Annotated in this window: 21 protein-coding genes and 1 riboswitch; of the genes, 12 read left to right on the top strand and 9 right to left on the bottom strand. The window is 61.3% G+C overall.

The genetic code is table 11. The annotated features are described in order from the left end of the window. Positions 1–183: 183 nt before the first annotated feature. From AB4Z52_RS06930 to AB4Z52_RS06920, 3 genes are all read right to left on the bottom strand, one after another. Complete coding sequence (locus tag AB4Z52_RS06930) at positions 184–720, bottom strand: SRPBCC family protein (RefSeq protein WP_442217171.1); 537 nt, start codon at positions 718–720, stop codon at positions 184–186. After that, entirely contained in the window at positions 717–1,112 is a 396-nt protein-coding gene (locus AB4Z52_RS06925) for an ArsR/SmtB family transcription factor (RefSeq protein WP_442217170.1), read from the bottom strand. The genes AB4Z52_RS06930 and AB4Z52_RS06925 overlap by 4 nt, the downstream gene beginning before the upstream one ends. Before the next feature lie 148 nt (positions 1,113–1,260). Further along, a complete protein-coding gene (locus AB4Z52_RS06920) occupies positions 1,261–2,151 on the bottom strand; it encodes an SDR family oxidoreductase (RefSeq protein WP_442217169.1) in 891 nt (296 codons plus the stop codon). A 125-nt stretch (positions 2,152–2,276) separates the two neighbouring features. Between AB4Z52_RS06920 and AB4Z52_RS06915 the strand changes: the two genes are divergently transcribed. Continuing rightward, a complete protein-coding gene (locus AB4Z52_RS06915) occupies positions 2,277–3,254 on the top strand; it encodes an AraC family transcriptional regulator (RefSeq protein WP_442217168.1) in 978 nt (325 codons plus the stop codon). Between the two features lie 6 nt (positions 3,255–3,260). On the opposite strand, the gene uvrB is transcribed toward AB4Z52_RS06915, so the two are convergent. Both uvrB and AB4Z52_RS06905 read right to left on the bottom strand, forming a co-directional pair. Further along, the gene (uvrB, locus tag AB4Z52_RS06910; protein ID WP_442217167.1) at positions 3,261–6,245 is read right to left on the bottom strand and encodes an excinuclease ABC subunit UvrB; all 2,985 of its coding nucleotides are present in this window, start codon (positions 6,243–6,245) and stop codon (positions 3,261–3,263) included. Positions 6,246–6,358: 113 nt separating this feature from the next. Further along, positions 6,359–7,165 (bottom strand): RDD family protein, encoded by an 807-nt coding sequence (locus tag AB4Z52_RS06905; RefSeq protein ID WP_442217166.1) that lies wholly within the window; start codon positions 7,163–7,165, stop codon positions 6,359–6,361. Between the two features lie 237 nt (positions 7,166–7,402). Between AB4Z52_RS06905 and AB4Z52_RS06900 the strand changes: the two genes are divergently transcribed. The 3 genes from AB4Z52_RS06900 to AB4Z52_RS06890 all read left to right on the top strand — a co-directional run bounded on the left by AB4Z52_RS06900 (position 7,403) and on the right by AB4Z52_RS06890 (position 11,629). Continuing rightward, positions 7,403–8,659, top strand: a complete 1,257-nt coding sequence (locus tag AB4Z52_RS06900) for an arsenic transporter (RefSeq protein WP_442217165.1) — start codon at positions 7,403–7,405, stop codon at positions 8,657–8,659. A gap of 145 nt (positions 8,660–8,804) precedes the next feature. Then, positions 8,805–10,394, top strand: a complete 1,590-nt coding sequence (locus AB4Z52_RS06895) for a DUF1800 domain-containing protein (protein WP_442217164.1) — start codon at positions 8,805–8,807, stop codon at positions 10,392–10,394. Between the two features lie 50 nt (positions 10,395–10,444). Beyond that, complete coding sequence (locus AB4Z52_RS06890) at positions 10,445–11,629, top strand: DUF1501 domain-containing protein (RefSeq protein ID WP_442217163.1); 1,185 nt, start codon at positions 10,445–10,447, stop codon at positions 11,627–11,629. A 103-nt stretch (positions 11,630–11,732) separates the two neighbouring features. Here the strand turns inward: AB4Z52_RS06890 and AB4Z52_RS06885 are convergent, their stop codons facing one another. After that, positions 11,733–12,410 (bottom strand): HAD family hydrolase, encoded by a 678-nt coding sequence (locus tag AB4Z52_RS06885; RefSeq protein WP_442217162.1) that lies wholly within the window; start codon positions 12,408–12,410, stop codon positions 11,733–11,735. 188 nt (positions 12,411–12,598) lie between these two features. On the opposite strand from AB4Z52_RS06885, the gene rpiA reads away from it, so the two are divergent. The 3 genes from rpiA (at position 12,599) to gor (ending at position 15,446) form a co-directional block, all read left to right on the top strand. Continuing rightward, positions 12,599–13,300, top strand: a complete 702-nt coding sequence (gene rpiA / locus AB4Z52_RS06880; protein WP_442217161.1) for a ribose-5-phosphate isomerase RpiA — start codon at positions 12,599–12,601, stop codon at positions 13,298–13,300. A gap of 13 nt (positions 13,301–13,313) precedes the next feature. Further along, on the top strand, positions 13,314–13,916 hold the full coding sequence (locus AB4Z52_RS06875; RefSeq protein WP_442217160.1) for a DUF2059 domain-containing protein: 603 nt from the start codon (positions 13,314–13,316) through the stop codon (positions 13,914–13,916). 144 nt (positions 13,917–14,060) lie between these two features. Continuing rightward, positions 14,061–15,446 (top strand): glutathione-disulfide reductase, encoded by a 1,386-nt coding sequence (gene gor / locus AB4Z52_RS06870; protein ID WP_442217159.1) that lies wholly within the window; start codon positions 14,061–14,063, stop codon positions 15,444–15,446. Between the two features lie 205 nt (positions 15,447–15,651). Here the strand turns inward: gor and AB4Z52_RS06865 are convergent, their stop codons facing one another. Next, positions 15,652–16,947, bottom strand: coding sequence for a TadE/TadG family type IV pilus assembly protein (locus AB4Z52_RS06865; protein ID WP_442217291.1), 1,296 nt, complete (start codon positions 16,945–16,947; stop codon positions 15,652–15,654). 406 nt (positions 16,948–17,353) lie between these two features. Between AB4Z52_RS06865 and AB4Z52_RS06860 the strand changes: the two genes are divergently transcribed. Beyond that, positions 17,354–18,727: a class II 3-deoxy-7-phosphoheptulonate synthase gene (locus AB4Z52_RS06860; protein WP_442217158.1), complete on the top strand. Its 1,374-nt coding sequence runs from the start codon at positions 17,354–17,356 to the stop codon at positions 18,725–18,727. A gap of 205 nt (positions 18,728–18,932) precedes the next feature. Further along, a complete protein-coding gene (locus AB4Z52_RS06855; protein ID WP_442217157.1) occupies positions 18,933–19,358 on the top strand; it encodes a GFA family protein in 426 nt (141 codons plus the stop codon). Between the two features lie 13 nt (positions 19,359–19,371). Here the strand turns inward: AB4Z52_RS06855 and AB4Z52_RS06850 are convergent, their stop codons facing one another. Then, a complete protein-coding gene (locus tag AB4Z52_RS06850; RefSeq protein ID WP_442217156.1) occupies positions 19,372–19,902 on the bottom strand; it encodes a DUF1003 domain-containing protein in 531 nt (176 codons plus the stop codon). 211 nt (positions 19,903–20,113) lie between these two features. Here AB4Z52_RS06850 and AB4Z52_RS06845 point away from each other — a divergent pair, with 211 nt between their 5' ends. From AB4Z52_RS06845 to bluB, 3 genes are all read left to right on the top strand, one after another. Then, complete coding sequence (locus AB4Z52_RS06845; protein WP_442217155.1) at positions 20,114–21,793, top strand: NAD+ synthase; 1,680 nt, start codon at positions 20,114–20,116, stop codon at positions 21,791–21,793. A 30-nt stretch (positions 21,794–21,823) separates the two neighbouring features. Continuing rightward, a complete protein-coding gene (locus tag AB4Z52_RS06840; RefSeq protein ID WP_442217154.1) occupies positions 21,824–22,663 on the top strand; it encodes a TolB family protein in 840 nt (279 codons plus the stop codon). Between the two features lie 43 nt (positions 22,664–22,706). After that, a riboswitch (cobalamin riboswitch) is annotated at positions 22,707–22,914 on the top strand. Between the two features lie 42 nt (positions 22,915–22,956). Next, positions 22,957–23,652 carry a 5,6-dimethylbenzimidazole synthase gene (gene bluB, locus AB4Z52_RS06835; RefSeq protein WP_442217153.1) on the top strand — a complete coding sequence of 232 codons (696 nt, stop codon included), beginning with the start codon at positions 22,957–22,959 and terminating at the stop codon, positions 23,650–23,652. Positions 23,653–23,955: 303 nt separating this feature from the next. Here bluB and AB4Z52_RS06830 read toward each other — a convergent pair whose 3' ends face one another. Next, positions 23,956–25,236 carry a DUF2865 domain-containing protein gene (locus AB4Z52_RS06830; protein ID WP_442217152.1) on the bottom strand — a complete coding sequence of 427 codons (1,281 nt, stop codon included), beginning with the start codon at positions 25,234–25,236 and terminating at the stop codon, positions 23,956–23,958. Positions 25,237–25,385 lie beyond the last annotated feature (149 nt).

Below are 25,385 nucleotides of genomic sequence, written 5' to 3'. Positions count from 1 at the left end.
CGGCCTTTTCCTTGGGTTCGGTTATGTTTTGACCGACAATCGTGCCGATCGGCAAAGTCCTTCTTTCCGCCGGACAGATTGCTTTTGCCGTCCTTCGGTTCTTGGACCATTCTCCATCAATGCGTGACCGTGATGCCTCTCGGCGTCAGTCACAGAGTGGCGTTCGGGTTAAATCTGGTTCCGTCAGGCCGGGATGCGCTTGTCGTATTCGTCGCGCAGGCGCTTCCAGCCGTCCCAGAATGCCGCCGCGGGCTCCTTGCCGGACACGCGCGCTTCCAGAATGTCGAGGTGCATATGCCAGCCGCCGCTGACGTTTAGCAGGGTCTTGCGGTCAGGCAGGCGGCGATGGATCACGGTGAGCAGCACCTTTTCGCCCTTCGGGTCGAGTTCGAAGGAAACGTCGCCGCTGTTGCTCCAGGCGATGGAGAGCTTGCGCGGCGGATCGAGCTCGGTGATGTGGCTCTGCATGCTGTGCTCCTCGGGGAAACCTTCCGGCCGCTTACCGGGCGGGTTGCTGAGCTCATCGTTGCGCCAGACGAACTCGAAAGGCGCGCCGACCTTCATTTCCATATGCCCTGATGCCAGCCACTGGCGGCGCAATTCGCCCTCGGTCAGAAAGGCCCAGACGCGCTCGATCGGGCCAGGCAACATGCGTTGGATCTTCAAGGTGGTGGGCTCGGTCAGCACGCCATAGGCGTCCAGAGTCGCAAGTTTGGTCATCGATCGTCTCCTTTTGGCTTAGGTAGTTCCTTGGGTGGCTCTGTGGGGGTGGCCGCCTTTCGCGCGTCATCCTCGCGCAGCAGCCGTTCCAGCATATCCAGGCGGTCGGTCCAGAAGCGTTCGTAGTAGTTCAGCCAGCTTTGCGCGCTGGCGAGCGGCCCGGGGTCGAGGTGGCACATATGGACGCGGCCGCGTACCTCGCGACGGATCAGGCCGGCATTCTCCAGCGCCTTGATATGCTTCGAGGCAGCGGCAAGCGAGATCGCGAAGGGCTCGGCAAGCTGGCCGACCGTCCGCTCGCCATCGGCAAGCTCGCGAAGCATCTGCCGGCGCGTCGCGTCGCCGAGGGCGTGGAAAACGGTGTCGAGTTGGGGCATTTGTAATTCAACCATGTGGTTGAATATAGGCGTGCGATTTTTGAGAGTCAACCGTTTGGTTGAATGATTTGGTTATCCGGGAGAGGACGAATGAAGACGTCCGCCCGCAGCGGTCGACTGGACGCGCTGCGGGCGGTGGTAGTCATGAGGTCGGTCTGTCCGGCTATTCGAAATAGCCAGGCCGGTCGAGATCGGGAACAAGGCCGGGCTGCGTGGGGTCCCATCCCAGCTGTTCCCGGGTCTTTGCGCTCGAGGCACGGTTGTTGATCGCGGCAAAGTGGGCGAACCAGCCGAAATGGTCGGCTGCCTCCTCTTGCGTCTTGCTGACGACCGGCAGGTTGAGGCGGCGGCCGATGGCCTCGGCTATCTCGCGGAAGGGAATGCCCTCTTCAGCGATCCCGTGGTAGCGCGCGCCTGAAGAGCCTTTTTCGAGCACCAGCCGGTAGAGACGGGCGGCGTCGAGCCTGTGGACGGCAGGCCAGAGGTTCAGCCCTTCGCCGATGTAGGCAGAGATGCCCTTCTCGCGGGCAAGGCCGATGAGGATGGGAACGAAGCCATGATCGCCGTCGCCATGGACCGATGGCGGCAGGCGCACCACCGATGCGCGGACACCCCGCGATACCAGCAAGGCCGCCGCCTGTTCTGAAACGCGTGGGATAGCAGCAGAGCCTGTAGGGGGTGGCGTGTCTTCGCTCACAAGCTGACCCGGCGCCAGAAGCCCGGTTCCCGAGGTGACGATCAGGGGCCGATTGGAGCCGGCAAGGGCATCGCCGAGCGCTTCGATGGCGCGCCGATCGATCTCGCAGCTCTCCTTGAATTTGGAAAAGTCGTGGATGAAGCCAGTGTGAATGACGCCATCCGCGGCCGCGGCACCGCTTCGAAGGATGTCCAGGTCCTGAAGATTTCCGCGATGCACCTTAGCGCCGGCGGCGGCAAGCGACGTGGCGGCCGTGTCAGAGCGGGCTAGGCCGAGCACCTGATGGCCTGAACCAATGAGTTCACCAATTATGGCAGAACCGACAAAACCTGTGGCACCGGTAACGAATACACGCATCGCGACGTCTCCTCTGTCTCATTTCAAGACCGCATTCGCAGCCTGTAGCCATCAAGTTAGGTGATTGAGGAAATACGATCTATGCTCTACAATCCGCATTATCTTCGCCATCGTCCGGAATTCCCATGGATCCGCTGTCTGACGTTCTATCGCTGCTGAAACCGCGCAACTATTTGTCCGCCGGCTTTGATGCGGGTGGAGAATGGTCGATCCAGTTTCCGCACCAGGGGGAAGGCATCAAATGCGGCGCCGTGGTTTCCGGCCATTGCTGGCTGTCCGTGGAGGGCGTCGCCGATGCGGTGCATCTGCAGACTGGGGATTGCTTTCTGCTGCCGAGCGGGCGGCCTTTCCGCGTCGCAAGCGACCTGGCTCTGGCGCCGGTCGATGCCGGCACGGTCTTTTCGCCTTCGCGGAGGGGTGCCATCGTTTCCTACAATGGGGGCGGGGATTTTTTCCTTGTCAGTAGCCGGTTCGCCCTTGCGGGCGATCATGCCGGTATTCTCCTGCGCATGCTGCCGCCCATCGTCCACATCCGCGATGAGCAAGGTCGGGCGGCGCTCAGATGGTCCGTTGAGCGGATGATGCAAGAACTGCGCGAGCAGCAGCCGGGCGGCTTTCTGGTCGTCCAGCATCTCGCCCATATGATCCTGGTCCAGGCGCTGCGCCTGCATCTGGCGGAAGGGTCGAGCACCGGCGTCGGATGGCTGTTCGCCCTGGCCGACAGACAGATGAGCCTTGCGATCAACGCCATGCACGACGATCCGGCGCATCGCTGGACGATACAGGAGCTGGCGGACTGCGCCGGCATGTCCCGATCGACCTTCGCACTGAGGTTCAAGGAGACGGTCGGCGTGGCGCCCATGGACTACCTAACGCGCTGGCGCATGCTGCTGGCGGGCGACAGGCTGGCGAATTCCGGCGATCCGGTCTCCGTCATCGCGTTGTCCCTTGGCTACGAATCCGAAAGCGCCTTCAGCACGGCGTTCAAGAGGATCATGGGCCGTTCGCCGCGGCAGCACGGGCGCGGGCGGGCTCCGATTTTCACTGCGGATGGCGAGCGGGTAGCTGCCCCTGCCGATCGTCTCGAGGCTTTCGCCGGTTGATTGGCGTTACTGCCCCGGCCGCCCGGTCTTGCCCTTGGTGCGCTTCTTCTTCTGCTTTTCGTCCACCGCGTCCTCGTAGGACCCGACGCCGGGCTTGGCGCGGATGATGGGGCGGGTCTGTTCGTCGTGTGAATTCCCCTCGCCAACCCTCCCCACAAGGGGGAGGGGGTCCACCGCATTTGCCAGGCCCGCTTTGATCGGGTCCACCGGTGGTTTTGGCGGTGCTTTGCCGATGACGGGCTTTTCGGTGCGGCTGACGGTCATTTCGTCGAGATCGTTCTTGCGGAACAGCGATTTGCCCGGCTGAACGACATCGCGGCCCATCTCGTCGAGGGATGGCTTGGCGAAGTAGGAGGCCGATGGCTGATCTCCCCCCTTGTGGGGAGGGTGGCCCGAAGGGTCGGGCGGGGTGTTGTTGTCAGTTGAAGACCCCTCCCCAACCCTCCCCACAAAGGGGAGGGAGCCTATTGCGTTTGCCGGTGCTTTCTTGCGTCCCGCACCTTCCACATTCCGGGCTTCCTCGCGGGCCATCGGGTCGTCCATAACAGAGAGTTCGGCGGCCTTGAGGCGCTTGATCTCGTCGCGCAGGCGGGCTGCTTTTTCGAAATCGAGGTCGGCGGCTGCGTCGCGCATCTGTTTTTCCAGCGCGTTGAGATGGGTCTGCAGATTGCCGCCGACGAGATGGCCGCCGTCGGCAAAGCCCTTGCCGGTAACGCCCGAGATATCGGCGCGGACATGGTCGCGCTCGTAGACGCTGTCGAGGATGTCGGAGATCCTGGCCTTGACCGATTCAGGCGTAATGCCGTGCTCGGTGTTGAAGGCCACCTGCTTTTCACGGCGGCGGCTGGTTTCGTCCATCGCCCGCTTCATCGAGCCGGTGATGGTGTCGGCATAGAGGATGACCTTGCCGTCGACGTTTCTGGCGGCGCGGCCAATGGTCTGGACGAGCGAGGTCTCGGAGCGCAGGAAACCCTCCTTGTCGGCATCGAGGATGGCGACGAAGCCGCATTCCGGGATGTCGAGGCCTTCGCGCAACAGGTTGATGCCGACGAGCACGTCGAAGGCGCCGAGCCGGAGATCCCGGATGATCTCGATGCGCTCCAGCGTGTCGATGTCGGAGTGCATGTAGCGAACACGGATGCCCTGTTCGTGGAGATATTCGGTCAAGTCCTCGGCCATGCGCTTGGTGAGCACCGTGACGAGGGTGCGGTAGCCGGCCGCGGCGGTCTCGCGGATCTCGCCAAGCACGTCGTCGACCTGGCTGCGCGCCGGGCGCACTTCGACCGGCGGGTCAATTAGGCCGGTGGGGCGGATGACCTGTTCGGCAAAGACGCCGCCGGCTTGCTCCATCTCCCAGGCGGCGGGCGTTGCCGACACGGCGATGGTGTCGGGCCGCATTGCGTCCCATTCCTCGAAGCGCAACGGCCTGTTGTCCATGCATGAGGGTAGGCGGAAGCCGTATTCGGCCAGTGTCGCCTTGCGGCGGAAGTCGCCACGATACATGCCGCCGATCTGGCTGACGGAGACGTGGCTCTCGTCGATGAACAACAGCGCATTGTCGGGGATGTATTCGAACAGCGTCGGCGGCGGCTCGCCGGGATTGCGGCCAGTGAGGTAGCGCGAATAGTTCTCGATGCCGGCACAGGAGCCGGTCGCCTCCAGCATCTCGATATCGTAGCGGGTGCGCTGCTCCAGGCGCTGCGCTTCCAGCAGCCGGCCCCCTTTTTCCAGCTCGGCCAGGCGGACCCGCAGCTCCTCCTTGATCGACTTGATGGCACCGTTTAGGGTCGGGCGCGGGGTGACGTAGTGCGAGTTGGCATAGATCTTCACCGACTTCAGGTCGCCGGTCTTCTGGCCGGTCAGGGGGTCGAACTCGGTGATCGCGTCGATCTCGTCGCCGAACATCGAAATGCGCCAGGCCGCGTCCTCAAGGTGGGCGGGGAAGAGCTCGATCGTGTCGCCGCGCACGCGGAAGGAGCCACGCTGGAAATCCATGTCGCGCCGCTTGTATTGCTGGGCCACGAGGTCGGCCAGCAGCTGGCGCTGGTCCAGCCGGTCACCGACCGTCATCTGGAAGGCCATGGCAGTATAGGTCTCGACCGAGCCGATACCATAGATGCAGGAGACCGAAGCGACGATGATGCAGTCATCGCGCTCCAGCAGCGAGCGCGTCGCCGAGTGGCGCATGCGGTCGATCTGCTCGTTGATCGAGCTCTCCTTCTCGATGAAGGTATCTGAGCGCGGCACATAGGCTTCCGGCTGGTAGTAGTCGTAATAGGAGACGAAATATTCGACGGCGTTGTCGGGAAAGAAGTTCTTGAATTCGGAATAGAGCTGGGCTGCCAGCGTCTTGTTTGGCGCAAGGATGACGGCGGGACGCTGGGTCGCCTCGATCACCTTGGCCATGGTGAAGGTCTTGCCCGAACCGGTGACGCCGAGCAGTACCTGGCTGCGTTCGCCGTTCTCAAGCCCCTCGACAAGGTCCTTTATGGCCGTCGGCTGGTCGCCGGCCGGCTCATAGTCGGAAACCATGCGGATCGCAATGCCGCCCTCCGATTTGTCGGGGCGGGCAGGGCGATGGGGCGTCCAGAGCTTGCCGTTCTTGAACAGCGGATTGCCCGATTCGATCAGCGCCGACAGCGCTTCGACGGTCGCCGTGACAGCCGTTCCGGCATTGCCGGCGTTCTCGAGCGACGTGTCCATACCGGAGACCGGGTTGAGCCCGGCGGCGGCTCGCGTCTTCGGGTCGGTCGTGCCGCCCATCGAGGTTCCACGCCCGGATTTCGAGGCGGCGATCTCCACCTTCTTGCGATGCTTGCCGGCCTTGGAAGCTATCTGCCGCTGGGTCTCGATCCCCGAGGTTTCCGCTTCGGCTTCGAGTTGCTTCACCCAATCGGACACGCTGCCCGAAAGGGGCGCACCCTCAAACGGCGCCTGCGGCGCTTCCTCGAAACCAGTGCGGGAGGGGGATGTCTTCGTCGATTTTGCCATGGCCGGAATATGGAGCGCGTTCGATAGAAAGTGAAGAGGCGAAGAGTACAAAAGGGAAACAAAATTGAGGATTTCGCTTTGCTCTCATCTCCATCCACTGAGACGGCGCTGTGTCAGGTTCTCAACACCTTACAGCCGCTGACCCTGTCGTAGAAGGTCTGGCCGCGCCAGATGGCGAGAGGAAACAGCCACCAGGCAAGGCCGGCGACGAGTATGCTGGCATAAATCCAAGGTTTGGCTCCCAGCGGTGCGGCAGTGCCGTCGCGCATGGAGGCGACCATGTGATCGAAGTCGGCGACCACGGGAGACTGCAACAGGACAACCACGACAACGACGAGAGCAAGGCCGATCAAGGGGAGGAATTTCAATACCTCGCGGTAGATCGCTTCCTCAAGGGTTGGCAGGCGACTATCGATGGTCGCCACTCGCAGCGACATGATCATCTTGCCCAAGGTGCGTCGGCCGTTTGCGCTGAAGAAGGCCAAAGCCAGTGGAAAGATCACAGCCGGCAGTAGCGAAGACAGCTCAACGCCGCTGGTCGCGTCGATCGCGTTGCCGTTCTGGTCGACCTGCGTTGATACCGAACGTGTGTATGTCGTTGCACCTGATTTGGCGACGACGGTGGTCGTGAAATAACCGTTGGAAGGATGTCCGTCCCAGTGGCTGACACTGCAGATCTGGTTGACGCGTTTTTCGCCCGGCTTCAAAGGCCATTGCGCTTCAACCTTGTCAACGAGCGGTCCTGTCGCGACTTGGTCGCATGCAATACTGTTGAAAGGCGAGAAGCCTATATTCCAAGGAGTGGCAAGCGCCAGAGCATAGAACAGAACGGTCAAAACGAGCTCGATAGCTATCGTGTCGATGATATAGGCAAAGGCTCGCCGCCAGAAATAGCGCGGCAACCCGGTGACGTCCTGCATGCGAATCCCCCGGTGCATGAGTGCGTGCTAAGATAACATTGCGACGTGTGGTGGCGTCAATCTCTGCGCGCAATTATTGCCGTGATCGCCTGGCTGACTCCGTCGATCCTATTGTGTCGTTGCGACGGGCAGTTCAGTCTTGTCGACAGGCAGCCAGCGCGTTAGATGTTCGCCGATTGCCAAGTTATCGAGGACTGCAACAATGCCCCTGACTGTGAGAAAGCGCAGAACCGATTGATGACCGCGATTTCATTGACGTGGGGAGTGGCCGGGTTGACCGCGGTTGGGGTCGTGGCGCGGCCTTTTCGCTGGCCCGAGGCAATCTGGGCGATGCTGGGGGCGTTGGTCCTGCTGCTGCTCGGCCTCATCGGCTTGCACGAAGCCTGGGCCGGCGTCACCAGGGGGCTCGATGTCTATCTCTTTCTCATCGGCATGATGCTGCTTTCGGAGCTGGCGCGGCGGGAGGGGTTGTTTGACTGGTTGGCTGCGGTCGCGACCTCGCACGCCAAGGGATCGCCGACCCGTCTCTTCGCCCTGATCTTTGTCGTCGGCATCGTGGTGACGGTGTTCCTGTCCAACGATGCCACGGCGGTGGTGCTGACGCCAGCGGTCTATGCGGCGACGCGCGCGGCCAAGGTCAAGGAGCCGTTGCCCTATCTGCTGGTCTGCGCCTTCATCGCCAACGCGGCGAGCTTCGTGCTGCCGATCTCCAATCCGGCCAATCTGGTTATCTTCGGCGGAGGGCACATGCCGCCATTGGGGCGTTGGCTCGGTACCTTTGCCTTGCCGTCCGTCGTTGCGATCGCCGCGACGTTTTGCCTGCTCTACTGGACGCAGCGGCGGGTGCTCAAGGCGGAGACTATCGCGCTCGATGTCGAAGAGCCGCACCTGTCGCATGGCGCAAAGCTTGCCGGTGCCGGGCTGATCGCCACCGCCATAGTCCTCATCGTCGCGTCGGCCGTCGGTCTCGATCTCGGGCTGCCGACCTTTATTGCCGGTTTTGCTACGGCTATGCTTGTCACCGCGCTCAATCGCGAAAACCCGGTGGAGATGCTGCGCGGCATTTCCTGGAGCGTGCTGCCTCTGGTTGCCGGCCTCTTCGTTATCGTCGAGGCACTCGACAAGACCGGCGTGACGCGCATGCTGGCGAACACGCTTGCCGAAGGCGCGCAGACGCTGCCGTCGCAAACGGCTGGCCTTGCCGGGCTTGCGGTGGCATTCGTGTCCAATCTCGTAAACAACCTGCCGGCCGGGCTTCTGGCGGGCAGCGCCGTGCAGCTGGCCGCATCGCCGGACAAGATTTCCGGTGCCATCCTGATCGGCGTCGATCTCGGCCCCAATCTGTCCGTTACGGGATCGCTGGCGACCATCCTCTGGCTCAATGCCCTACGCCGGGAGAAGCAGGATGTCGGCGCCTGGCAGTTCCTGAAGCTCGGTATCGTCGTCATGACGCCGGCCCTGCTGGCGTCGCTGCTGGTGCTCATTCTCCTGTGACGAGTGATCACGACTAGGGTTTTTCGACGGGCAAATTACAAGTTGTCCATGTCGGGAAAAAGCCGCAATTTCCAAACATTCCCGACACAATTGGCTGCCAGCCTCTCGCATACTGATCCTCGTGGACGGCTTGCGGTGATGTCAGATGAGTATTTCCTTTCAGACGATGGCGGCATTGCGTTTCGGCTACGGCTTCCGTGCGGGCGAGGCTGCTCCAAAGGACAAACAGGCACTGCTCGAGCAGATACGCGCGGGCGCCGGCGTTGCGCCGCTGTTTCCGATCGGCGGGATCGATGCGCGCCGCCAGCAGATCGGCGAGATCGCCGACCGCCTGCGTGACATTCGCTCCGGAACTGGCGCGGACGATGCCAGGCGGGAGCAACAGAGCGCGATCTTCAAGGTCATGGACCAGACCTACCAGTGCGACGTGGATGCGCGTATTGCCCAGGCGGTGTTCTCGCCCTTCGGTTTCCATGAGCGGCTGGCGGGCTTCTGGACCAACCATTTTTCCGTCAGCGCCCAGAAAAACCAGCCGATGCGCCTGATCGTGCCTCTGTTCGAGGCAGAGGTGATCCGCCCGAATATCGGCGCGAAATTTCCCGATCTGCTGCGCGCGGTGATGCTGCATCCGGCCATGCTGATCTATCTCGACCAGTCGGAATCGCTCGGCCCGGATTCGCCGGCCGGTATCAAGCGAAACAAGGGGTTGAACGAGAACCTTGCCCGCGAGCTGATCGAACTTCACACGCTCGGCGCTGGCAGCGGCTACTCCCAGAACGACGTCCGCTCGGCGGCGATGGTCCTGACTGGGATCGCGGTCGACCAGAGGGCGGTGACGGCCGATTTCCGGCCCGGCATCGCCGAGCCCGGCAGCCATCAGGTCCTCGGCGTCAGTTATGGCGGCAAGCGGCGGACGGAGCAGGACTATCTGTCTCTCTTGAACGACCTCGCGCTGAACCCGAAGACGGCGCAGCATATCTGCAGCAAGCTCGCCGTTCATTTCATCGCCGATGCCGCTCCGGATGACATGGTCGCCGCCATGGCCGATTGCTGGAAGAATACCGATGGCGATCTCCAGGCGATCTACGCCACCATGCTCGACCACCCTGCCGCGTGGAGCGGCGAGGGCGCCAAGGCCCGCCAGCCCTTCGATTTCGTCGTGGCCGGATTGCGCGCACTCAATCTCGAGAAGAATCCGGCAGCCGGCATTCCCGCTCCCTTGTCCGCCACCCTCAACGCTGGCGATGCAAGCCCGATGATGGCGGCGACCACCCCTGCGGCGCAAGGCCCAATGGCAGCGCAAGCCGCTCCCGCCATGCAGGGTCCGGCGCCTTCCGCCGCTGTGCTACCCGGAGCCGTTGCCGGGTCGACTTCGATGAGCTCCGACGCCTCAAAGCAGCAGCAGGCTGCGATCGACGCCACCTTCTATGTGCCGCGCGGTCTTGGGCTCTACGGGTTGCGCCGGATGGGCCAGCCGACCTGGCAGCCGCCGAGCCCCGCCGGCTTTCCGGAAGGTTTCGACGCGTGGATCGATGCCAGTGCGCTGGCCGAGCGCATTTCCTGGGCGCATCGCGCCATCGGGCGATACGGCAAGCAATATGATCCGCGACAGTTTCTGAAGGACACGCTTTCGGACGCGGCTCGCGAGGACACGATTCGCGTCGTCTCGCAGGCGCCAAACAGGATGACCGGCCTGACCTTGGTTCTGGCCTCTCCCGAATTCAGCAGACGCTAGACGCAATTCTTGGAGAACCGCGTTTTCCCGGAATTGCCTTAGGAGGTGGCATGATGATGAGCAAGGACATTTCCCTTTCCCGCCGTGGCTTCCTGGCTACGGCCTGCTGTCTGGCGGCGGCTCCCGTCTTCACGCCGCTGACGTTTGCGGCGATGCCTGGCGACAATCGCTTCGTCACCATCGTCCTGCGCGGCGCCATGGATGGGCTCGATCTCGTCCAGCCCTATGGCGACGCCACCTTTGCCGGATTGCGTCCCGATATCGCGATCGCGCCGGATAAGGGGCTGCTCGATCTCGACGGATTTTTCGGGCTGCATCCGGCAGCGGCCGATCTTTTGCCTCTGTGGCAGGCAAAGGAGCTTGCCTTCATCCATGCGGTCTCGACACCCTATCGCGATGCGCGCAGCCATTTCGACGGGCAGGACATGCTGGAATCCGGCGGCGGACATGTCAGCGAGGAGAAGACCGGCTGGCTCAACAGGGCGCTTGAGACCATTCCGCGTTCGACGGCGCGCAAGGCGATCGATATCAACACCTCCACCGAGCTGATCCTGCTGGGCCCGAATATCGTTGATGTCTGGGCTTCGGATTCGACCTTCGGGGCAGGGGCGGACGAGTTGCAGTTCCTGACCCGGCTCTATGCCAACGATCCCGCCTTTGCCAAGGCGATGGACGAGGCGACACGGGCCGACCAATCGGCCGCGATGGGCATGGCGCCTGGCGCAAAGCGCGGCGAGCAGATTACCGACATCGCGACGCTGGCGGGCAAGATGCTGCTACGGGACTATCGCATAGCCAGCTTCTCGATCAACGGCTGGGATACCCATGTCCAGCAGGCAAACCAGTTCAAGAAGGCGGCCGGCGACCTGACCCAGGCGGTGGTGACGCTGAAGAACACGCTCGGCCCCGTTGCGTGGGAGACGACCGTCGTGTTGGCAATGACCGAGTTCGGGCGGACCGTCCGCCAGAACGGCTCGGGCGGCACCGATCACGGCACCGGTGGTTGTTGTCTGCTGGCCGGTGGTGCCATCAACGGCGGCAGGGTTCTCGGCAAGTGGCCGGGATTGAAGGATGAACAGCTTCTCGACAATCGCGACCTGATGCCGACGGCAGACGTGCGCGAAGTGGCGGCGGCGATGCTCTCACGCCAATTCGACATCAGGCCAGGCGACCTTTCCGCCAAGATCTTCCCCGGCCTCGATTTTAGCAAATCCTCGCAGTTTCTGCGGGTTTGATCAGCTTTCCACGCGCTAACCAGCTCGCGGCATCGCCGGACAGGATTTCAGCTGCCATCCGGATCGGCGTTTGGCGGAGGGTTGAGACCTTGCGGTCTGTGGATCAGGCTTTTGCAAGCAGCCCTTCGACAAGATCAGGCGTCAGTTCGTCGAAATGGGCGATGATGTGGCTGGGGCCGAGGGTTTCGACGGGGACGTCGGAATAGCCGAAGGGAACGGCGATCGACGGGACGCCGGCGTTGCGGGCAACGAGCATGTCGTTGAGGCTGTCGCCGATCATGACGGTGCGTTCGAGTTTTCCGCCGGCGCGCTCGACCGTGCCGATGAGATGCTGCGCGTCCGGCTTGCGAACGGTGAAGGTGTCGCCGCCGGTGATGGCGTCGAAATAATGGGTCAGATTCAGGCGGGCGACCAGCACCAACGCCAGCGATTCCATCTTGTTGGTGCAGACTGCCAGACGATAGCCCTTGGCCTTCATCCCGTCCATCGCAGCGATGACGCCGGGAAAGGGCTTGCTGTCGCCAGGCATAGTGGCGGTGTAGAAGGCGATGAGGCGCTCGAGCAGCGGCGGCAGCGCTTCCGGCTTCAGCGGATAGCCGCGCAATTTGCAGGCACTCTCGATCATCGCCTGTGCCCCATGGCCGACGAGATGCGTCAGGTCTTCATAGCTGACCGGAGCAAGATCGAGGGCTGCGATCGTGTGGTTGAGGCTTGCGACCAGATCGGGGGCGGTGTCGATCAGCGTGCCATCGAGATCGAATACGACGAGAGGAGATGTCACGGGGGGCGGCCTTTGAAAATGAAAGGGAAAGCACAGCGTTTCCGCAGTAAAAGATAGTCGGGCAAAATGCAACGCCGGCAGTTTTAGGGCGGGTTGGCATTTCTTTCTGACGCCATTATTTTGGCTTTCGTTTGCCGGGAGAGCCGTGTAAACAGCACACCAACGGAACGATCGGGAGCACGTGGCGCATGGACGCCCGCGAAATGAAGATCAAGGCTGCAGCGGCGGCTCTCGCTTATGTCGAGAGCGGAATGCGTCTTGGAATCGGAACGGGTACCACGGCCGAAGAATTCGTCAGACTTCTTGCAGAAAAGGTCGCGGATGGTCTGCGCGTAGAGGGCGTTCCGACTTCGGAACGCACCGCGAGGCTCTGCGTCGAGTTGGGCGTACCTCTAAAATCCCTCGACGAACTTCCCGAGCTCGACCTTACCATCGACGGCGCGGACGAAGTGGATCGTTCACTGCGATTGATCAAGGGTGGTGGCGGCGCCTTGCTGCGCGAGAAGATCGTTGCTGCAGCATCGACGCGGATGATCGTCATCGCCGACGAAACCAAAGTCGTCGACACGCTCGGCGCTTTTGCCCTGCCGATCGAGGTCAACCCCTTCGGACTTGCCTCCACCCGTATCAAGATTGAAAAAGTTGCTGCCCGGCTCGGCCTGTCTGGCGAATTGCGCCTTCGCCAAAGCGGCGACGAAAACTTCGTGACGGATGGCGGCCACTTCATCATCGACGCATCTTTTGGCCGCATTCCTGAGGCAGAGGCGCTATCGACTGAGCTGAATTCGATCCCCGGTGTTGTCGAACACGGGCTCTTCATCAACATGGCAACGCTTGCAATCATTGCCGGTCCGGCAGGCGCGCGGACGCTGCAAGCGAAAAATACATAGGAGCATTGAACTCATGATCAATATTGCGGGTCTTGGCCGTCTTGCCGCTGCTACCATCGTCCTTTCCGGTATCGCGTTTGGCAGTGTCAGCGCGCAGGAAGTCTCGGATGCGCAGATCAAGGCAGCACGCGCTGCGATCGAAGCACTCGGGGTCACTGCCCAGTTCGACAACATTTTGCCGAACCTTGCCGAACAGCTGAAGAGCACGATGATCCAGGCCAATCCGGACCTCGAAAACGTCATCAGCTCGACCGTCGACCAGCAGGCGCTGATACTCGCCGCCCGTCGCGCCGATCTGGAACGCGAAGCCGCTTCGACCTATGCCAAGGCCTTCTCCGCCGACGAATTGAACGCGATTGCCGCATTCTATACGTCGCCGGCCGGCAAGAAGCTCCTGAAGGATGGGCCGATCGCCACGCGCGAACTCTACAAGGCTGCCGATATCTGGGGCCAGGGCATTTCTCGCGATCTTGCCAACCAGAGCAGTGCTGCACTCGACAAGGTGGTGGGCAAGCGTCCGATAGCTCCTGTAGCGGCGGCACCCGCAGATCCGGCCGCACCTGCGACTGCGGCTCCCAAGCCTGCTGCTGCACCGAAGCCGCCAGCGAAGAAGTAAATCTCTTCTCATTCAAAAATACAGAGCCCGGGTTTTCCGGGCTTTTCTTTTTGTGCCGGCGGTTCCTATATCAGGGATGGTCAGCCACGCCTTCTCCCACCTTCGTTACGCGGTTCGCCGCGCCCATTCCGCAGGAGTTACCAGATGTCTTCCTACGATTATGATCTCTTCGTCATCGGCGGCGGCTCCGGCGGCGTGCGCAGTGCCCGCGTGGCGGCGTCGCTTGGGAAGAAGGTCGCGATCGCCGAGGAATATCGTTATGGGGGAACCTGCGTCATCCGCGGTTGCGTCCCGAAAAAGCTGTTCGTCTACGCGTCTCAATATCACGAGCATTTCGAGGATGCGGCCGGCTATGGCTGGACGGTCGGAGAAAGCACATTCGACTGGAAGAAGCTGATTGCGGCGAAGGACAAGGAGATTGCCCGCCTCGAGGGTCTCTATCGCAAGGGTCTCGATAATGCGAAGGCCGACATTCTCGATACCAGGGCCGAGCTGGTCGATGCCCATACCGTGCGGCTGGCGAAAACCGGCAAGACCGTCACTGCCGACCGGATCGTCATCGCCGTCGGCGGCGCGCCGAACCATCACAGCGCGCTGCCCGGCCACGAGTTCTGCATATCGTCGAACGAGGCCTTTCACCTCGATGAACTGCCGAAATCGATCCTTATTGCCGGCGGCGGCTATATCGCCGTCGAGTTTGCCAATATCTTCCATGGCCTGGGGGTTAAGACGACGCTGATCTATCGCGGCGCAGAGATACTGTCGCGCTTCGATCAGGATATGCGCCAAGGCCTGCATGAGGCGATGGTCGGCAAAGGCATCCAGATCCTCTGCCACGACATCATCGAGGAAGTCACGAAGACCGACCAGGGACTGCAGGCTTGCACGAAGAAGGGTGAGAGGCTCGATGTCGACGTGGTGATGCTGGCGCTCGGCCGCGATCCGAATACGAAGGGTCTTGGTCTCGAGGCGGCCGGCGTCAGGACCAATGAACGGGGCGCCATCGTTGTCGATGACTATTCGCGCACGTCGGTACCGAATATCTACGCGCTCGGCGACGTCACCGATCGGGTACAATTGACGCCGGTGGCGATCCACGAGGCGATGTGCTTCATCGAGACCGAGTACAAGAACAACCCGACCAAACCGGATCACGATCTGATCGCGACTGCCGTCTTCTCGCAGCCTGAGATCGGAACTGTAGGGCTGAGCGAGGAAGAGGCCGGGAGGCGTTACAAGGAGCTGGAGGTATACCGCGCCCAGTTCCGCCCGATGAAGGCGACGCTGTCGGGCCGCAATGAAAAGATGATCATGAAGCTGATCGTCAATGCCGAAGATCGCAAGGTCGTGGGCGCCCATATTCTCGGCCACGACGCCGGCGAAATGGCCCAGCTTCTCGGCATTACCCTGAAGGCCGGCTGCACCAAGGACGACTTCGACCGCACCATGGCTGTGCACCCCACGGCATCAGAGGAGCTGGTGACGATGTATTCGCCGAGCTACCGCGTGGTCGGCGGCAAGCGGGTATGAACCAAACGGACGAATGGACCGCTGGGCTCACGTTCTCGCGGTTCAAGTCGTGATGCGCGGACTGCTGACGATCTTCTCAAAAAGCACCTTCATCGCGTCGTCGATACCCTGCGTCGGGCTTGCCTCGAAATAGAGGCCCGGGCTGGCGCATTGGGAAAAGGACCCGTGCAAAACGCGGGTTCTCTCGTCGGCTTGTTGGCGTCGATCAGCCGGTAAGCAGCGGGCTTTGGATGATGCGAAGGAAGAGCGCGTTCATCGCGTCGCTGATGCCCTGGGTCGGGCTGACCTCGAAATAAAGGCCGGGCGAGGCGCAGGCCTGCATCTTCGTGGCGATCTGGCTCTGGAATGGCTTGATCCACGTGTTGTACCAGGCGTTTTTCGGTAGCGGAAGATAGGTGGTGTAGAGGATGGCTATCTTGATGCCGCGGTTCTTCAGCGGTTGGCAGAACGTGGTGTCTATCGGCTCCTGGCACCGATCGCCCGTCAATGGTTGTGTACATCCGGTCGGCTTCTTGCTGTCGCCGAGACCGTCGGTGACGAAGAAAATCACCTTCTGACGGCTTGCGCTGTTGGTGCCGGTACCAGGCGTGTCGATATTCGTGCCCAGCTGAGTGAGCGTGGTATCGAAGCTTGTCTGTTCGTCGTTGTTGTAGTTCTGTTTCGGCGTCGTCATGAGGTCGACGGCGCTGGTATATTGGGCGACCTGCGCCATGTCGGAGGACAGCGCCGAAATCGTCGTGAGCTGGGCTGTTTCGGCGGCGGCTCCGAATGTGTAGACGGCCATCCTGTATTGATCCGAAGTCGTCCGGCTGTTGCTCGCCGTTGTCGTCAGCGTTTTCGTTGCTTCGCGAACCACGTCGATGCGCATGGTCACGTTGAGCGACTTGGCCAAAGCATAGTAGTTGTTGGTGATATCCAGCTGATGGCAGGCGAATGCGCAGGTGTCGGGGGTTTTCGACTCCATCAGCGCAACGTCGGTCGGTGTCGCGCCGACGCCCATGGACGGCGTATTGTCGAGAAGCATATAGAAATCGACATAGGTCGCCAGCTGGTTCTGCGCGACCGCGGAGCCGGAGATGCTGATCGTGTTCTGACCCAGGATGCGCATGAAGGTGGTCGGAACAACGGCGGTGAAGGTGACATTGGATTTGACGACATTGGCGGCCTTAGTGACGCCGATGTTGACGCTGACGTTGACGCCGTCCAGCGAACCGTCGTTTTGCGTCTGGCTGAAGAACAGCTTGTTTGCGTCGGCTGCCGCAAGATCCACGCTGCCATCGGATGACATCGTCATTGCCGCTGCCATCCCAGGCGACTTTTCCGCAAGCGAACCGGCGGCGGCAGCGTCTGCATTGGCATAGAGTTCACTGCGTATGCTGACCGCATTCGAGACATCGACTGCCATGCCGGCGGTGCCGACAAGCGGCACCAGCAAAAGCGCCGTCATGATACCGAAATTGCCTTCTTTGCTGCTGCAGAAGCGCCGCCACAGTGTCCACATCATCAGTCTTACCCCAAGATCGTCTTTTGCGCCGTCGCCAACGACCGCCACGATATGCAATTGCGAATGTGATAATATTCGCCAAAGCTAAATTGCTTGCAAAGCAATCTGGTGAGCAAATGGTAAACGACCCGTCGCGCATTCTTCGCGTCGGGCCGACGCAGACACTGCAGGCGGCAACATTCTCCCGGCTATCCTGGTTCGCGAGGACATGGATTGCGGTTAGGCATTTGTAAATAGGGGGCTTGGCGCCTATCTGAAGGGCGGGCACGGATTGACCGGAAATAGCTCGTTTCGAACGACGCGAACGGAAGCTATGCAAGCCGACCTCAAAGGTTTATAAGCCGCCGTTATTTGTCGACGACGGCACATCCGGCGGAGACCGGCTACAAGACAGGTGAGTGAGATGGCACAGAATTGGACCCCGAACAGTTGGCGGCAAAAACCGATCCAGCAGGTGCCGGAATATCCGGACAAGGCGGCGCTCGCAGCGACCGAAGCGCAGCTTGCGACCTTCCCGCCGCTGGTTTTTGCCGGTGAAGCCCGCCGTCTGAAAAAGCATCTCGCCAATGTGGCTGATGGCAATGCCTTCCTGCTGCAAGGCGGCGATTGCGCCGAGAGCTTTGCCGAGCACGGGGCCGACACGATCCGCGATTTCTTCCGTGCCTTCCTGCAGATGGCTGTGGTGCTGACGTTCGGCGCCCAGTTGCCGGTCGTCAAGGTCGGCCGTATCGCCGGTCAGTTCGCCAAGCCGCGTTCGTCCAATGTCGAAAAGCAGGGCGACATCACGTTGCCGGCCTATCGCGGCGATATCGTCAATGGCATCGAATTCACCGAAAAGGCGCGAATTCCCGATCCGGAACGTCAACTGATGGCCTACCGCCAGTCGGCGGCGACCCTGAACCTGTTGCGTGCCTTTGCGATGGGCGGCTATGCCAATCTCGAGAACGTCCACCAGTGGATGCTCGGCTTCGTCAAGGACAGCCCGCAGGGCGAACGCTACAAGAAGCTGGCGGATCGGATCAGCGAAACGATGGACTTCATGAAGGCGATCGGCATCACCGCCGAGAACCAGCCGAGCCTGCGCGAAACCGATTTCTTCACCAGCCATGAAGCGTTGCTTCTTGGCTATGAGGAAGCGATGACGCGTGTAGATTCCACATCGGGCGATTGGTATGCCACCTCAGGCCACATGCTCTGGATCGGCGATCGCACCCGCCAGCTTGATCATGCCCATGTCGAATATTTCCGCGGCATCAAGAACCCGATCGGTCTGAAGTGCGGCCCGACCTTGACGCCGGACAACCTGATCGAGCTGATCGACGCCCTCAATCCGGCCAACGAGGCTGGGCGCCTGACGCTGATCTGCCGCTTCGGCTACGACAAGGTGGCAGACAGCCTGCCCAAGCTCATTCGCGCCGTCGAGCGCGAGGGCCGCAAGGTGGTCTGGTCCTGCGATCCGATGCACGGCAACACGATCACGCTCAACAACTACAAGACCCGGCCGTTCGAGCGGATTTTGTCGGAAGTCGAGAGCTTCTTCCAGATCCACCGGGCCGAGGGCACGCATCCGGGCGGCATTCATATCGAGATGACCGGCAAGGATGTTACCGAATGCACCGGTGGCGCTCGCGCCGTCACCGCCGACGACTTGCAGGATCGCTACCATACCCATTGCGACCCGCGCCTCAACGCCGACCAGGCACTTGAGCTCGCCTTCCTGCTTGCCGAGCGCATGAAGGGCGGTCGCGACGAAAAGCGGCTGGTTGCCAACGGCTGATCGCTTGCCGAGCGATGCAATCTCAAAAAGAGGGCCGGTCGTCAGACTGGCCCTTTTTATTTGCATCGTGCTCACACCAACCGACGCCGGCAGGTCAAGGCAGGATCAATCCCCTTGAATATCCAATCATTCTTTTGCGTTTGACGTGAGCCCTCGGGCGCGTGACGTTGCCGAAAAGCTTCAGATGGCGACAAGAGGGGAAGTGATGAACGACGAACATGCGGGATCGTGCCTTTGCGGGGCTGTTCGCTTCAAGACGAAGGGCAAGTTGCGGGAGGTCGTCGCGTGCCACTGTTCTCAATGCCGCAGACAGACGGGGCTCTACTACGCCGCGACCAACGTCCCGTTGGACAATCTCGAGATCGAAGGCGAGGACAGGGTTAGCTGGTACCGCGCCAGTTCGTTCGCGCGCCGTGGTTTCTGCTCCGTGTGTGGCTCGGCCTTGTTCTGGGTAGCGGATGGCGCCGACGAGATTTCGATCATGGCAGGCCTGTTCGACGAACCGAGCGATCTCAAACTGGCCTACCACATCTTTTGTGCCGACAAGGGCGACTTCTATGAGATCGCCGACGGCCTGCCGCAGTATCGGCAGGGTCGGCCGGGTCTGCTGACGGCAGGGCCGTCCGACTGATTTTCAGCTCCCGTCAGCCCTTTGCCGCCAATGCGGTCGTCAGGCGGGATATCTCCTCGCGCAGGGACGACAGCTCGGTGAGGACCTGCAAGTCGATCTTCTGATGCAACGACAGGACTTCGAGTTCCGCCTTGAGATTGACTTCGTAGTCCTTGGCCGCCTCGAAGCGATCGCGCTCGGTCTGGCGGTTCTGCGACATCATGATAATTGGCGCCTGTATGGCGGCGATCATCGATAGCAGGAGATTGAGGAAGATGAAGGGGTAGGGATCGAAGGCACGGGTGGCCAGCAGGATGGTGTTGACCACCGTCCAGATGGTCAGGAACAGCAGGAAGGAGATGATGAAGCCCCAGGAGCCGCCTATCCGCGCGATATCGTCGGCCAGCCGCTGGCCGAGCGATGCTTCGGCCAACAAAGCGGCGTTGACGTCGGTGGAGATGATCTTGCGTTCATGTGCCTTTTTCAGCACGCGCTTTTCAATGTCGCCAAGTTCATCGGCAGACTTGTCGAAATGGGTGTGAACGAAATTCGGTAGGTTATACATGCCTGGCTCCGCGGGCTGATCGTCTTCGGTGCCAGTATTCTTTTGTCGCTGCAAATTGCAACGTGAAACAACGTCTCAGGTGGCGAGCTGGTGGCCGAGCAATGCGGTTTTCGCGGGCTCGTGACCGCGGTCCTATTTTCTCGTCGCTGCAGTGACGAATTGTGTAGGCGGGAGCGTTGCAGAGGCCGCATGCCAGCGCTAAATGTGGCGTATGACAGAACAAGACTCGATCACCCAGTCGTTCCGCATTGCCGTTGCGCAACTCAATCCAACCGTTGGCGATGTCTCGGGCAACCTTGCCAAGGCGCGTGAGGCGCGGGCGGATGCTGCGCGAGAGCGCGCCCACCTCGTGCTGTTCACGGAGTTGTTTCTCTGCGGCTATCCGCCTGAGGATCTGGTGCTGAAGCCGGCTTTCATCCGTGCCTGTTGGAAGGCCGTTGAAAGCCTTGCTGCCGACACCGCGGATGGCGGCCCCGGCGTCATCATCGGATTTCCAAGACAGGACGAGACCGGGCGATACAATGCCATCGCCGTTCTCGATGGCGGCAAGGTCATCGCCGTTCGCGACAAGGTCGATCTGCCGAACTACGGCGAATTCGACGAGAAGCGCGTCTTCGACCAGGGCGCCATGCCGGGGCCTGTGAACTTTCGCGGCGTGCGGCTTGGCATTCCGATCTGCGAGGATATCTGGGGCGATCTTGGCGTCTGCGAGACATTGGCCGAGAGCGGCGCTGAAATCCTGCTGTCGCCGAATGGATCGCCCTATTACCGCGGCAAGGTCGACATTCGCCATCAGGTCGTGTTGAAGCAGGTAATCGAGACCGGCCTGCCAATGATCTATGCCCACCAGGTTGGCGGCCAGGACGAGCTGGTTTTTGACGGTGCCAGCTTCGCCTTCAACGCCGACAAGTCGCTTGCCTTCCAGATGAGCCAGTTCGAGGTGACGCAGGCGGTGACGGTCTGGAGGAAGGGCGACGCCGGCTGGCATTGCGCCGAAGGTCCGAGGTCGCATATCCCTGAGCACGAGGAAGCCGACTATCGCGCCTGCCTGCTCGGCTTCCGCGACTACGTCAACAAGAACGGCTTCAAGACGGTTGTCCTTGGCCTTTCCGGCGGCATTGATTCGGCTATTTGCGCCGCAATTGCGGTGGACGCGCTCGGCGAGGAGCGGGTGCGCACCGTGATGCTACCCTATCGCTACACCTCGGAGGATTCGTTCACGGATGCCGCCGATTGCGCCAGGGCGCTCGGCTGCCGCTACGACATTGTATCGATCGAGGCGCCGGTCGAAGGCTTCTCTTCGGCGCTGGCCGGCCTGTTCGAGGGGACGGACAGCGGCATTACCGAAGAGAACCTGCAAAGCCGCGCTCGCGGAACGATCCTGATGGCAATTTCCAACAAGTTCGGCTCGATGGTGGTGACGACAGGCAACAAGTCCGAAATGTCGGTCGGTTACGCTACGCTTTACGGCGATATGAACGGCGGCTTCAACCCGATCAAGGACCTCTACAAGATGCAGGTCTATGCGCTGGCGCGCTGGCGCAATGCGCATGTGCCGCCGGATGCGCTTGGGCCGTCGGGTGAGGTGATCCCGGTCAACATCATCGACAAGGCGCCTTCGGCGGAGCTTCGGCCCAACCAGACGGACCAGGACTCGCTGCCGCCTTATCCCGTACTCGACGACATCCTCGAATGCCTGGTGGAGAACGAGATGGCGGTCCACGACATCGTTGCCCGCGGCCATGACGTTGCGACCGTGCATCGCATCGAACATCTGCTCTATCTTGCCGAATACAAGCGCCGGCAGTCAGCACCTGGGGTCAGGATTACCAGGAAAAACTTTGGCCGAGACCGGCGCTATCCGATCACCAACCGGTTCCGCGACAGGTAGGCAACCGACATTTTCCAATTTGGAGTATCCATGCGAAGTTCCGTCGAGATCTACAACATCCGCACGGGCGAGACCGGTGTCGTCTGGCAAACCGACCAGCTGGTGGAGGCGCCGAATTTTGCTCCTGACGGCAGCTATCTGCTGGTGAACGGCGATGGCCTGCTTTACCGCGTGCCGATTGATGACAGCGACGACTTCGACGAGGTGGAGGAGATCGATACCGGCTATGCCGTCCGATGCAACAACGACCACGGGATTTCGCCTGATGGTTCGTTGCTTGCGATCTCCGACAAAACGCTGCTGGGAAAATCCTGCATCTACCTGCTGCCGGCAGAGGGCGGGTCGCCGCGACAGGTGACGACCAAGCTGCCGTCCTATTGGCATGGCTGGTCGCCGGACGGTAAGAGCCTTGCCTATTGCGGCATTCGCGACGAGGTTTTCGACATCTACACGATCCCGGTCGGTGGCGGCGAGGAGCGGCGGCTGACCCATGGCGAGGGCCGCAATGACGGCCCCGATTATTCGGCAGATGGGGAGTGGATCTATTTCAATTCCAGCCGCTCCGGTCTCATGCAGATATGGCGCATTCGGCCCGACGGTACCGATGTCCAACAGATCACCGACGACAATTACGGCAACTGGTTTCCGCATCCGTCGCCGAGTGGCGAAAAGGTTCTGTTCCTCTCCTACGACGCAGATGTGTTCGATCATCCGCGCGATTTGAATGTCAGGCTGCGGCTGATGGACATGGATGGCGGAAATCTCGTGACGCTGTTGGAGCTTTTCGGCGGGCAGGGAACGATCAATGTTCCGTGCTGGTCGCCGGATGGCGAAGAGTTCGCCTTTGTCAGGTACGAGCCGGCAGCCTGAGACAATGCGGTGCGATCCACTTGCTTTCGGCAGGTGGATCGCGCATAGCTTTGTCGTCAGGTGCCCGCGAAAGCGGGAGAATCGGGAAGCCGGCGAAATTCCGGCACGTGCCCAACGCTGTGAGGCGGATGATCGTCGCGGGGAGGGGATAGCATTCTCTTCCAATAACTTGCCACTGGTCGTTAAACCGGGAAGGCAGCGGCGATCAGACGAAGCCAAGTCAGAAGACCGGCCTGATACGATAGACTGATCCGCGCGGACGGCGGCAAAGTCGGCATTGTTGGGGATAGACGATGCGACCCGATCCGAAGGACGTTTTCGTCCATGCGACAGCCTTTTCGACTGCGGAGCGCCAGGCGGTCTACCGCGCCATAGAGACGCGGCGCGACGTGCGCGACCAGTTCCTGCCCGACCCTTTGCCCGATGATCTGGTCGGCCGGTTGCTTGGCGCTGCCCATAGCGCACCCTCCGTCGGGTTCATGCAGCCATGGAATTTCGTTCTGGTGCGCGATACCGGTGTTCGCGAAGCCGCCTGGCGCGCTTTCAGCCGCGCCAATGATGAGGCAGCCTTGATGTTCGATGCAGAGCGGCGCGATACATATCGCTCTCTGAAGCTCGAGGGTATCCGCAAGGCGCCGCTCAGCATCTGCGTCACCTGCGATCCAGACCGTGCCGGCAGCGTGGTGCTTGGGCGAACGCACAATCCGCGGATGGATGCTTTTTCGACGGTCTGCGCCGTGCAGAATCTCTGGCTTGCGGCACGAGCAGAAGGCGTCGGCGTCGGCTGGGTCAGCATCTTTCACGATGCCGATATTCGCGCGCTGCTGGGCATTCCCGAGAGGATCGAGATCATCGCCTGGCTCTGTCTCGGCTTTGTCGATGAATTGTACCGCGAGCCGGAGCTTGCGGTGAAAGGTTGGCGACAGAGATTGCCACTCGACGAACTGGTGTTCCATGATCGCTGGCAACAGCCGGACCCGGAACGCTGATCCATATCTGCGCCGTCACCGTACCGACGAAACAGCCCATTTATGCAACTGCCGCCGAGGCTTCCCTGTCGGATTCGGATGCAATCCCGGTAGCGATCCGGCTATCGGCAAGCTCTATAATGCCACCACACGGCTTAACGAGGACATCCCTGCCGCATCAGCCGCTGCACTGGCTGCCGCTGACGCGCCAGCGTCGCCTCCGTCCGATGGGGCGATCTTGTTCAATCTTTAGAGCTGCGCGCGGGACACGCGACCGTTTCGCCTGTCCCCGTCAGTCACTAGCTTTCGCGCCATTGGCGTTGCCTATTGCGCCGGTTGGGCACCGGGGATTACCGGATGTTTAAGGTCGATCTTGCCCTCATCGCCCGACAGGAATTGCGGGCCGACCTGGCGGACCTTGCTTGCCGGGTCGTAGGGTCTGTCTTCGGGCTGCTTTGCTGGTTCGCTCTTGGCTGTCGATTGCGGGGCTGGGGCGGGTGGCAGAGGCTTGATAGTCTGGATGGTGGTTATCGAACCATTCGGGATGTTTGTGATCGAGTTTTCGGGTTGAGCCCCGATGGCGGCGTTTGCCGGCTGGCGGGGCTGCTCGCCTATCGCGTTCTCGCGCTTGATCTCATCGTAATAGGCCGACATGTTGCAGCTACATGAGGACTTTTCGCCGGGCGCCCGCTTTTTGTAAGCGAAGGCGTAGGGCATGGTGCTATAGGGCGCCCCGGTTGATGCCGAGACCATCTGGGTCGTTTCCTGGCTCTGCAGGTAGTGAAAGAAGAGTTCCGTCTGGACACCCGGGCACATCTTGGCGCAGCTGTCTGCGTCGCGCTGGAAATCGGCGGCGGTTGCATCCGATGTCATCGGAAAGAAGCCGCCATCGCAGGTCCGCACGCAGACGGTCCGGACGCTGGCGCCGTAGCCACCTGCAGGCGTGCCATAGGCATTTCGCGGCAAGCCGCGCGCGGCGATCGGCGGACGGGGAGAGGCCCGATCCATCGGCGGAAAGAATGAGTCGGTCCGCATTGCCTGCTGGTCCGGGGTCGCCGGTTCGTCCGTCCGATCGCTGATCGTCGTATCGAAGCCCATCGACGATGGTTGGTCGCAGCCATTGTCGCGCAACTCCGTCTCAAGCTCGCCGCGCAGAGCCTTATCAGATCCGCCGCCCTGGCCGGCGCGCTGATCCATCAGATAGCGCATCTGCTCCTGCATGCGATCGATCGCGCTTCCAAGCTGGTCGCAGGCAGCGGCATCGTTGGCGCTGGCAATCGATGCGCCGTCGGAGGCACAGCCGCGATCTCGCAGGTCGTTGACGGCCTTGCTAATGTCCTGGCTCAACTGGGCAATGGCGTTCGAGCCGGCTCGCGCCCGGTGGGTCGTGCCAATGGTCTCGCTGACGTCGGCAAGCCGCCCGCGCAGGTCGTCACAGATTGGATTCATCTGCGCTGAGACCGGCGCTGCCGCCGTGAGCGACGCCAGAAATATGAAGGAAACGTTCCGGCTGCGCATTACAGTCCCGTCCTCGATCAGGGCGCCTGGCAAAGGGATTGCCCATGGGTTGGCATGGCCAGCCCGCCTGCCTTTGATATACAACATTCTCTCTTAATAAGATGCTGAAAGACCTAGAGCCTGTCGTCAGTTAGGCTTGTTTGTGCTCAAGACTGCCGTTCTGCGTGTATGATTTGGCGTCATCAATCGTCAAAAGAGTCTACCCACGGTCCTCCATATGTGATTCCTCGAGTGTC

The sequence above is a fragment of the Rhizobium sp. 2YAF20 genome (genome assembly GCF_052114685.1).
GTDB lineage: Bacteria > Pseudomonadota > Alphaproteobacteria > Rhizobiales > Rhizobiaceae > Rhizobium.
This window is presented reverse-complemented; position numbering and strand designations above follow the sequence as displayed.

Excerpts from the sequence above, each read along its gene's own strand:
- AB4Z52_RS06920 (WP_442217169.1), bottom strand. The coding sequence starts at position 2,151 with ATGCGTGTATTCGTTACCGGTGCCACAGGTTTTGTCGGTTCTGCCATA.
- gor (WP_442217159.1), top strand. The coding sequence starts at position 14,061 with ATGTCTTCCTACGATTATGATCTCTTCGTCATCGGCGGCGGCTCCGGC.
- AB4Z52_RS06840 (WP_442217154.1), top strand. The coding sequence starts at position 21,824 with ATGCGAAGTTCCGTCGAGATCTACAACATCCGCACGGGCGAGACCGGT.
- AB4Z52_RS06915 (WP_442217168.1), top strand. The coding sequence starts at position 2,277 with ATGGATCCGCTGTCTGACGTTCTATCGCTGCTGAAACCGCGCAACTAT.
- AB4Z52_RS06845 (WP_442217155.1), top strand. The coding sequence starts at position 20,114 with ATGACAGAACAAGACTCGATCACCCAGTCGTTCCGCATTGCCGTTGCG.
- uvrB (WP_442217167.1), bottom strand. The coding sequence starts at position 6,245 with ATGGCAAAATCGACGAAGACATCCCCCTCCCGCACTGGTTTCGAGGAA.
- AB4Z52_RS06855 (WP_442217157.1), top strand. The coding sequence starts at position 18,933 with ATGAACGACGAACATGCGGGATCGTGCCTTTGCGGGGCTGTTCGCTTC.
- AB4Z52_RS06905 (WP_442217166.1), bottom strand. The coding sequence starts at position 7,165 with ATGCAGGACGTCACCGGGTTGCCGCGCTATTTCTGGCGGCGAGCCTTT.
- AB4Z52_RS06925 (WP_442217170.1), bottom strand. The coding sequence starts at position 1,112 with ATGGTTGAATTACAAATGCCCCAACTCGACACCGTTTTCCACGCCCTC.
- AB4Z52_RS06860 (WP_442217158.1), top strand. The coding sequence starts at position 17,354 with ATGGCACAGAATTGGACCCCGAACAGTTGGCGGCAAAAACCGATCCAG.
- AB4Z52_RS06900 (WP_442217165.1), top strand. The coding sequence starts at position 7,403 with ATGACCGCGATTTCATTGACGTGGGGAGTGGCCGGGTTGACCGCGGTT.
- AB4Z52_RS06875 (WP_442217160.1), top strand. The coding sequence starts at position 13,314 with ATGATCAATATTGCGGGTCTTGGCCGTCTTGCCGCTGCTACCATCGTC.
- AB4Z52_RS06850 (WP_442217156.1), bottom strand. The coding sequence starts at position 19,902 with ATGTATAACCTACCGAATTTCGTTCACACCCATTTCGACAAGTCTGCC.
- AB4Z52_RS06865 (WP_442217291.1), bottom strand. The coding sequence starts at position 16,947 with ATGTGGACACTGTGGCGGCGCTTCTGCAGCAGCAAAGAAGGCAATTTC.
- AB4Z52_RS06895 (WP_442217164.1), top strand. The coding sequence starts at position 8,805 with ATGAGTATTTCCTTTCAGACGATGGCGGCATTGCGTTTCGGCTACGGC.
- bluB (WP_442217153.1), top strand. The coding sequence starts at position 22,957 with ATGCGACCCGATCCGAAGGACGTTTTCGTCCATGCGACAGCCTTTTCG.
- AB4Z52_RS06830 (WP_442217152.1), bottom strand. The coding sequence starts at position 25,236 with ATGTTGTATATCAAAGGCAGGCGGGCTGGCCATGCCAACCCATGGGCA.
- AB4Z52_RS06930 (WP_442217171.1), bottom strand. The coding sequence starts at position 720 with ATGACCAAACTTGCGACTCTGGACGCCTATGGCGTGCTGACCGAGCCC.
- AB4Z52_RS06890 (WP_442217163.1), top strand. The coding sequence starts at position 10,445 with ATGATGATGAGCAAGGACATTTCCCTTTCCCGCCGTGGCTTCCTGGCT.
- rpiA (WP_442217161.1), top strand. The coding sequence starts at position 12,599 with ATGGACGCCCGCGAAATGAAGATCAAGGCTGCAGCGGCGGCTCTCGCT.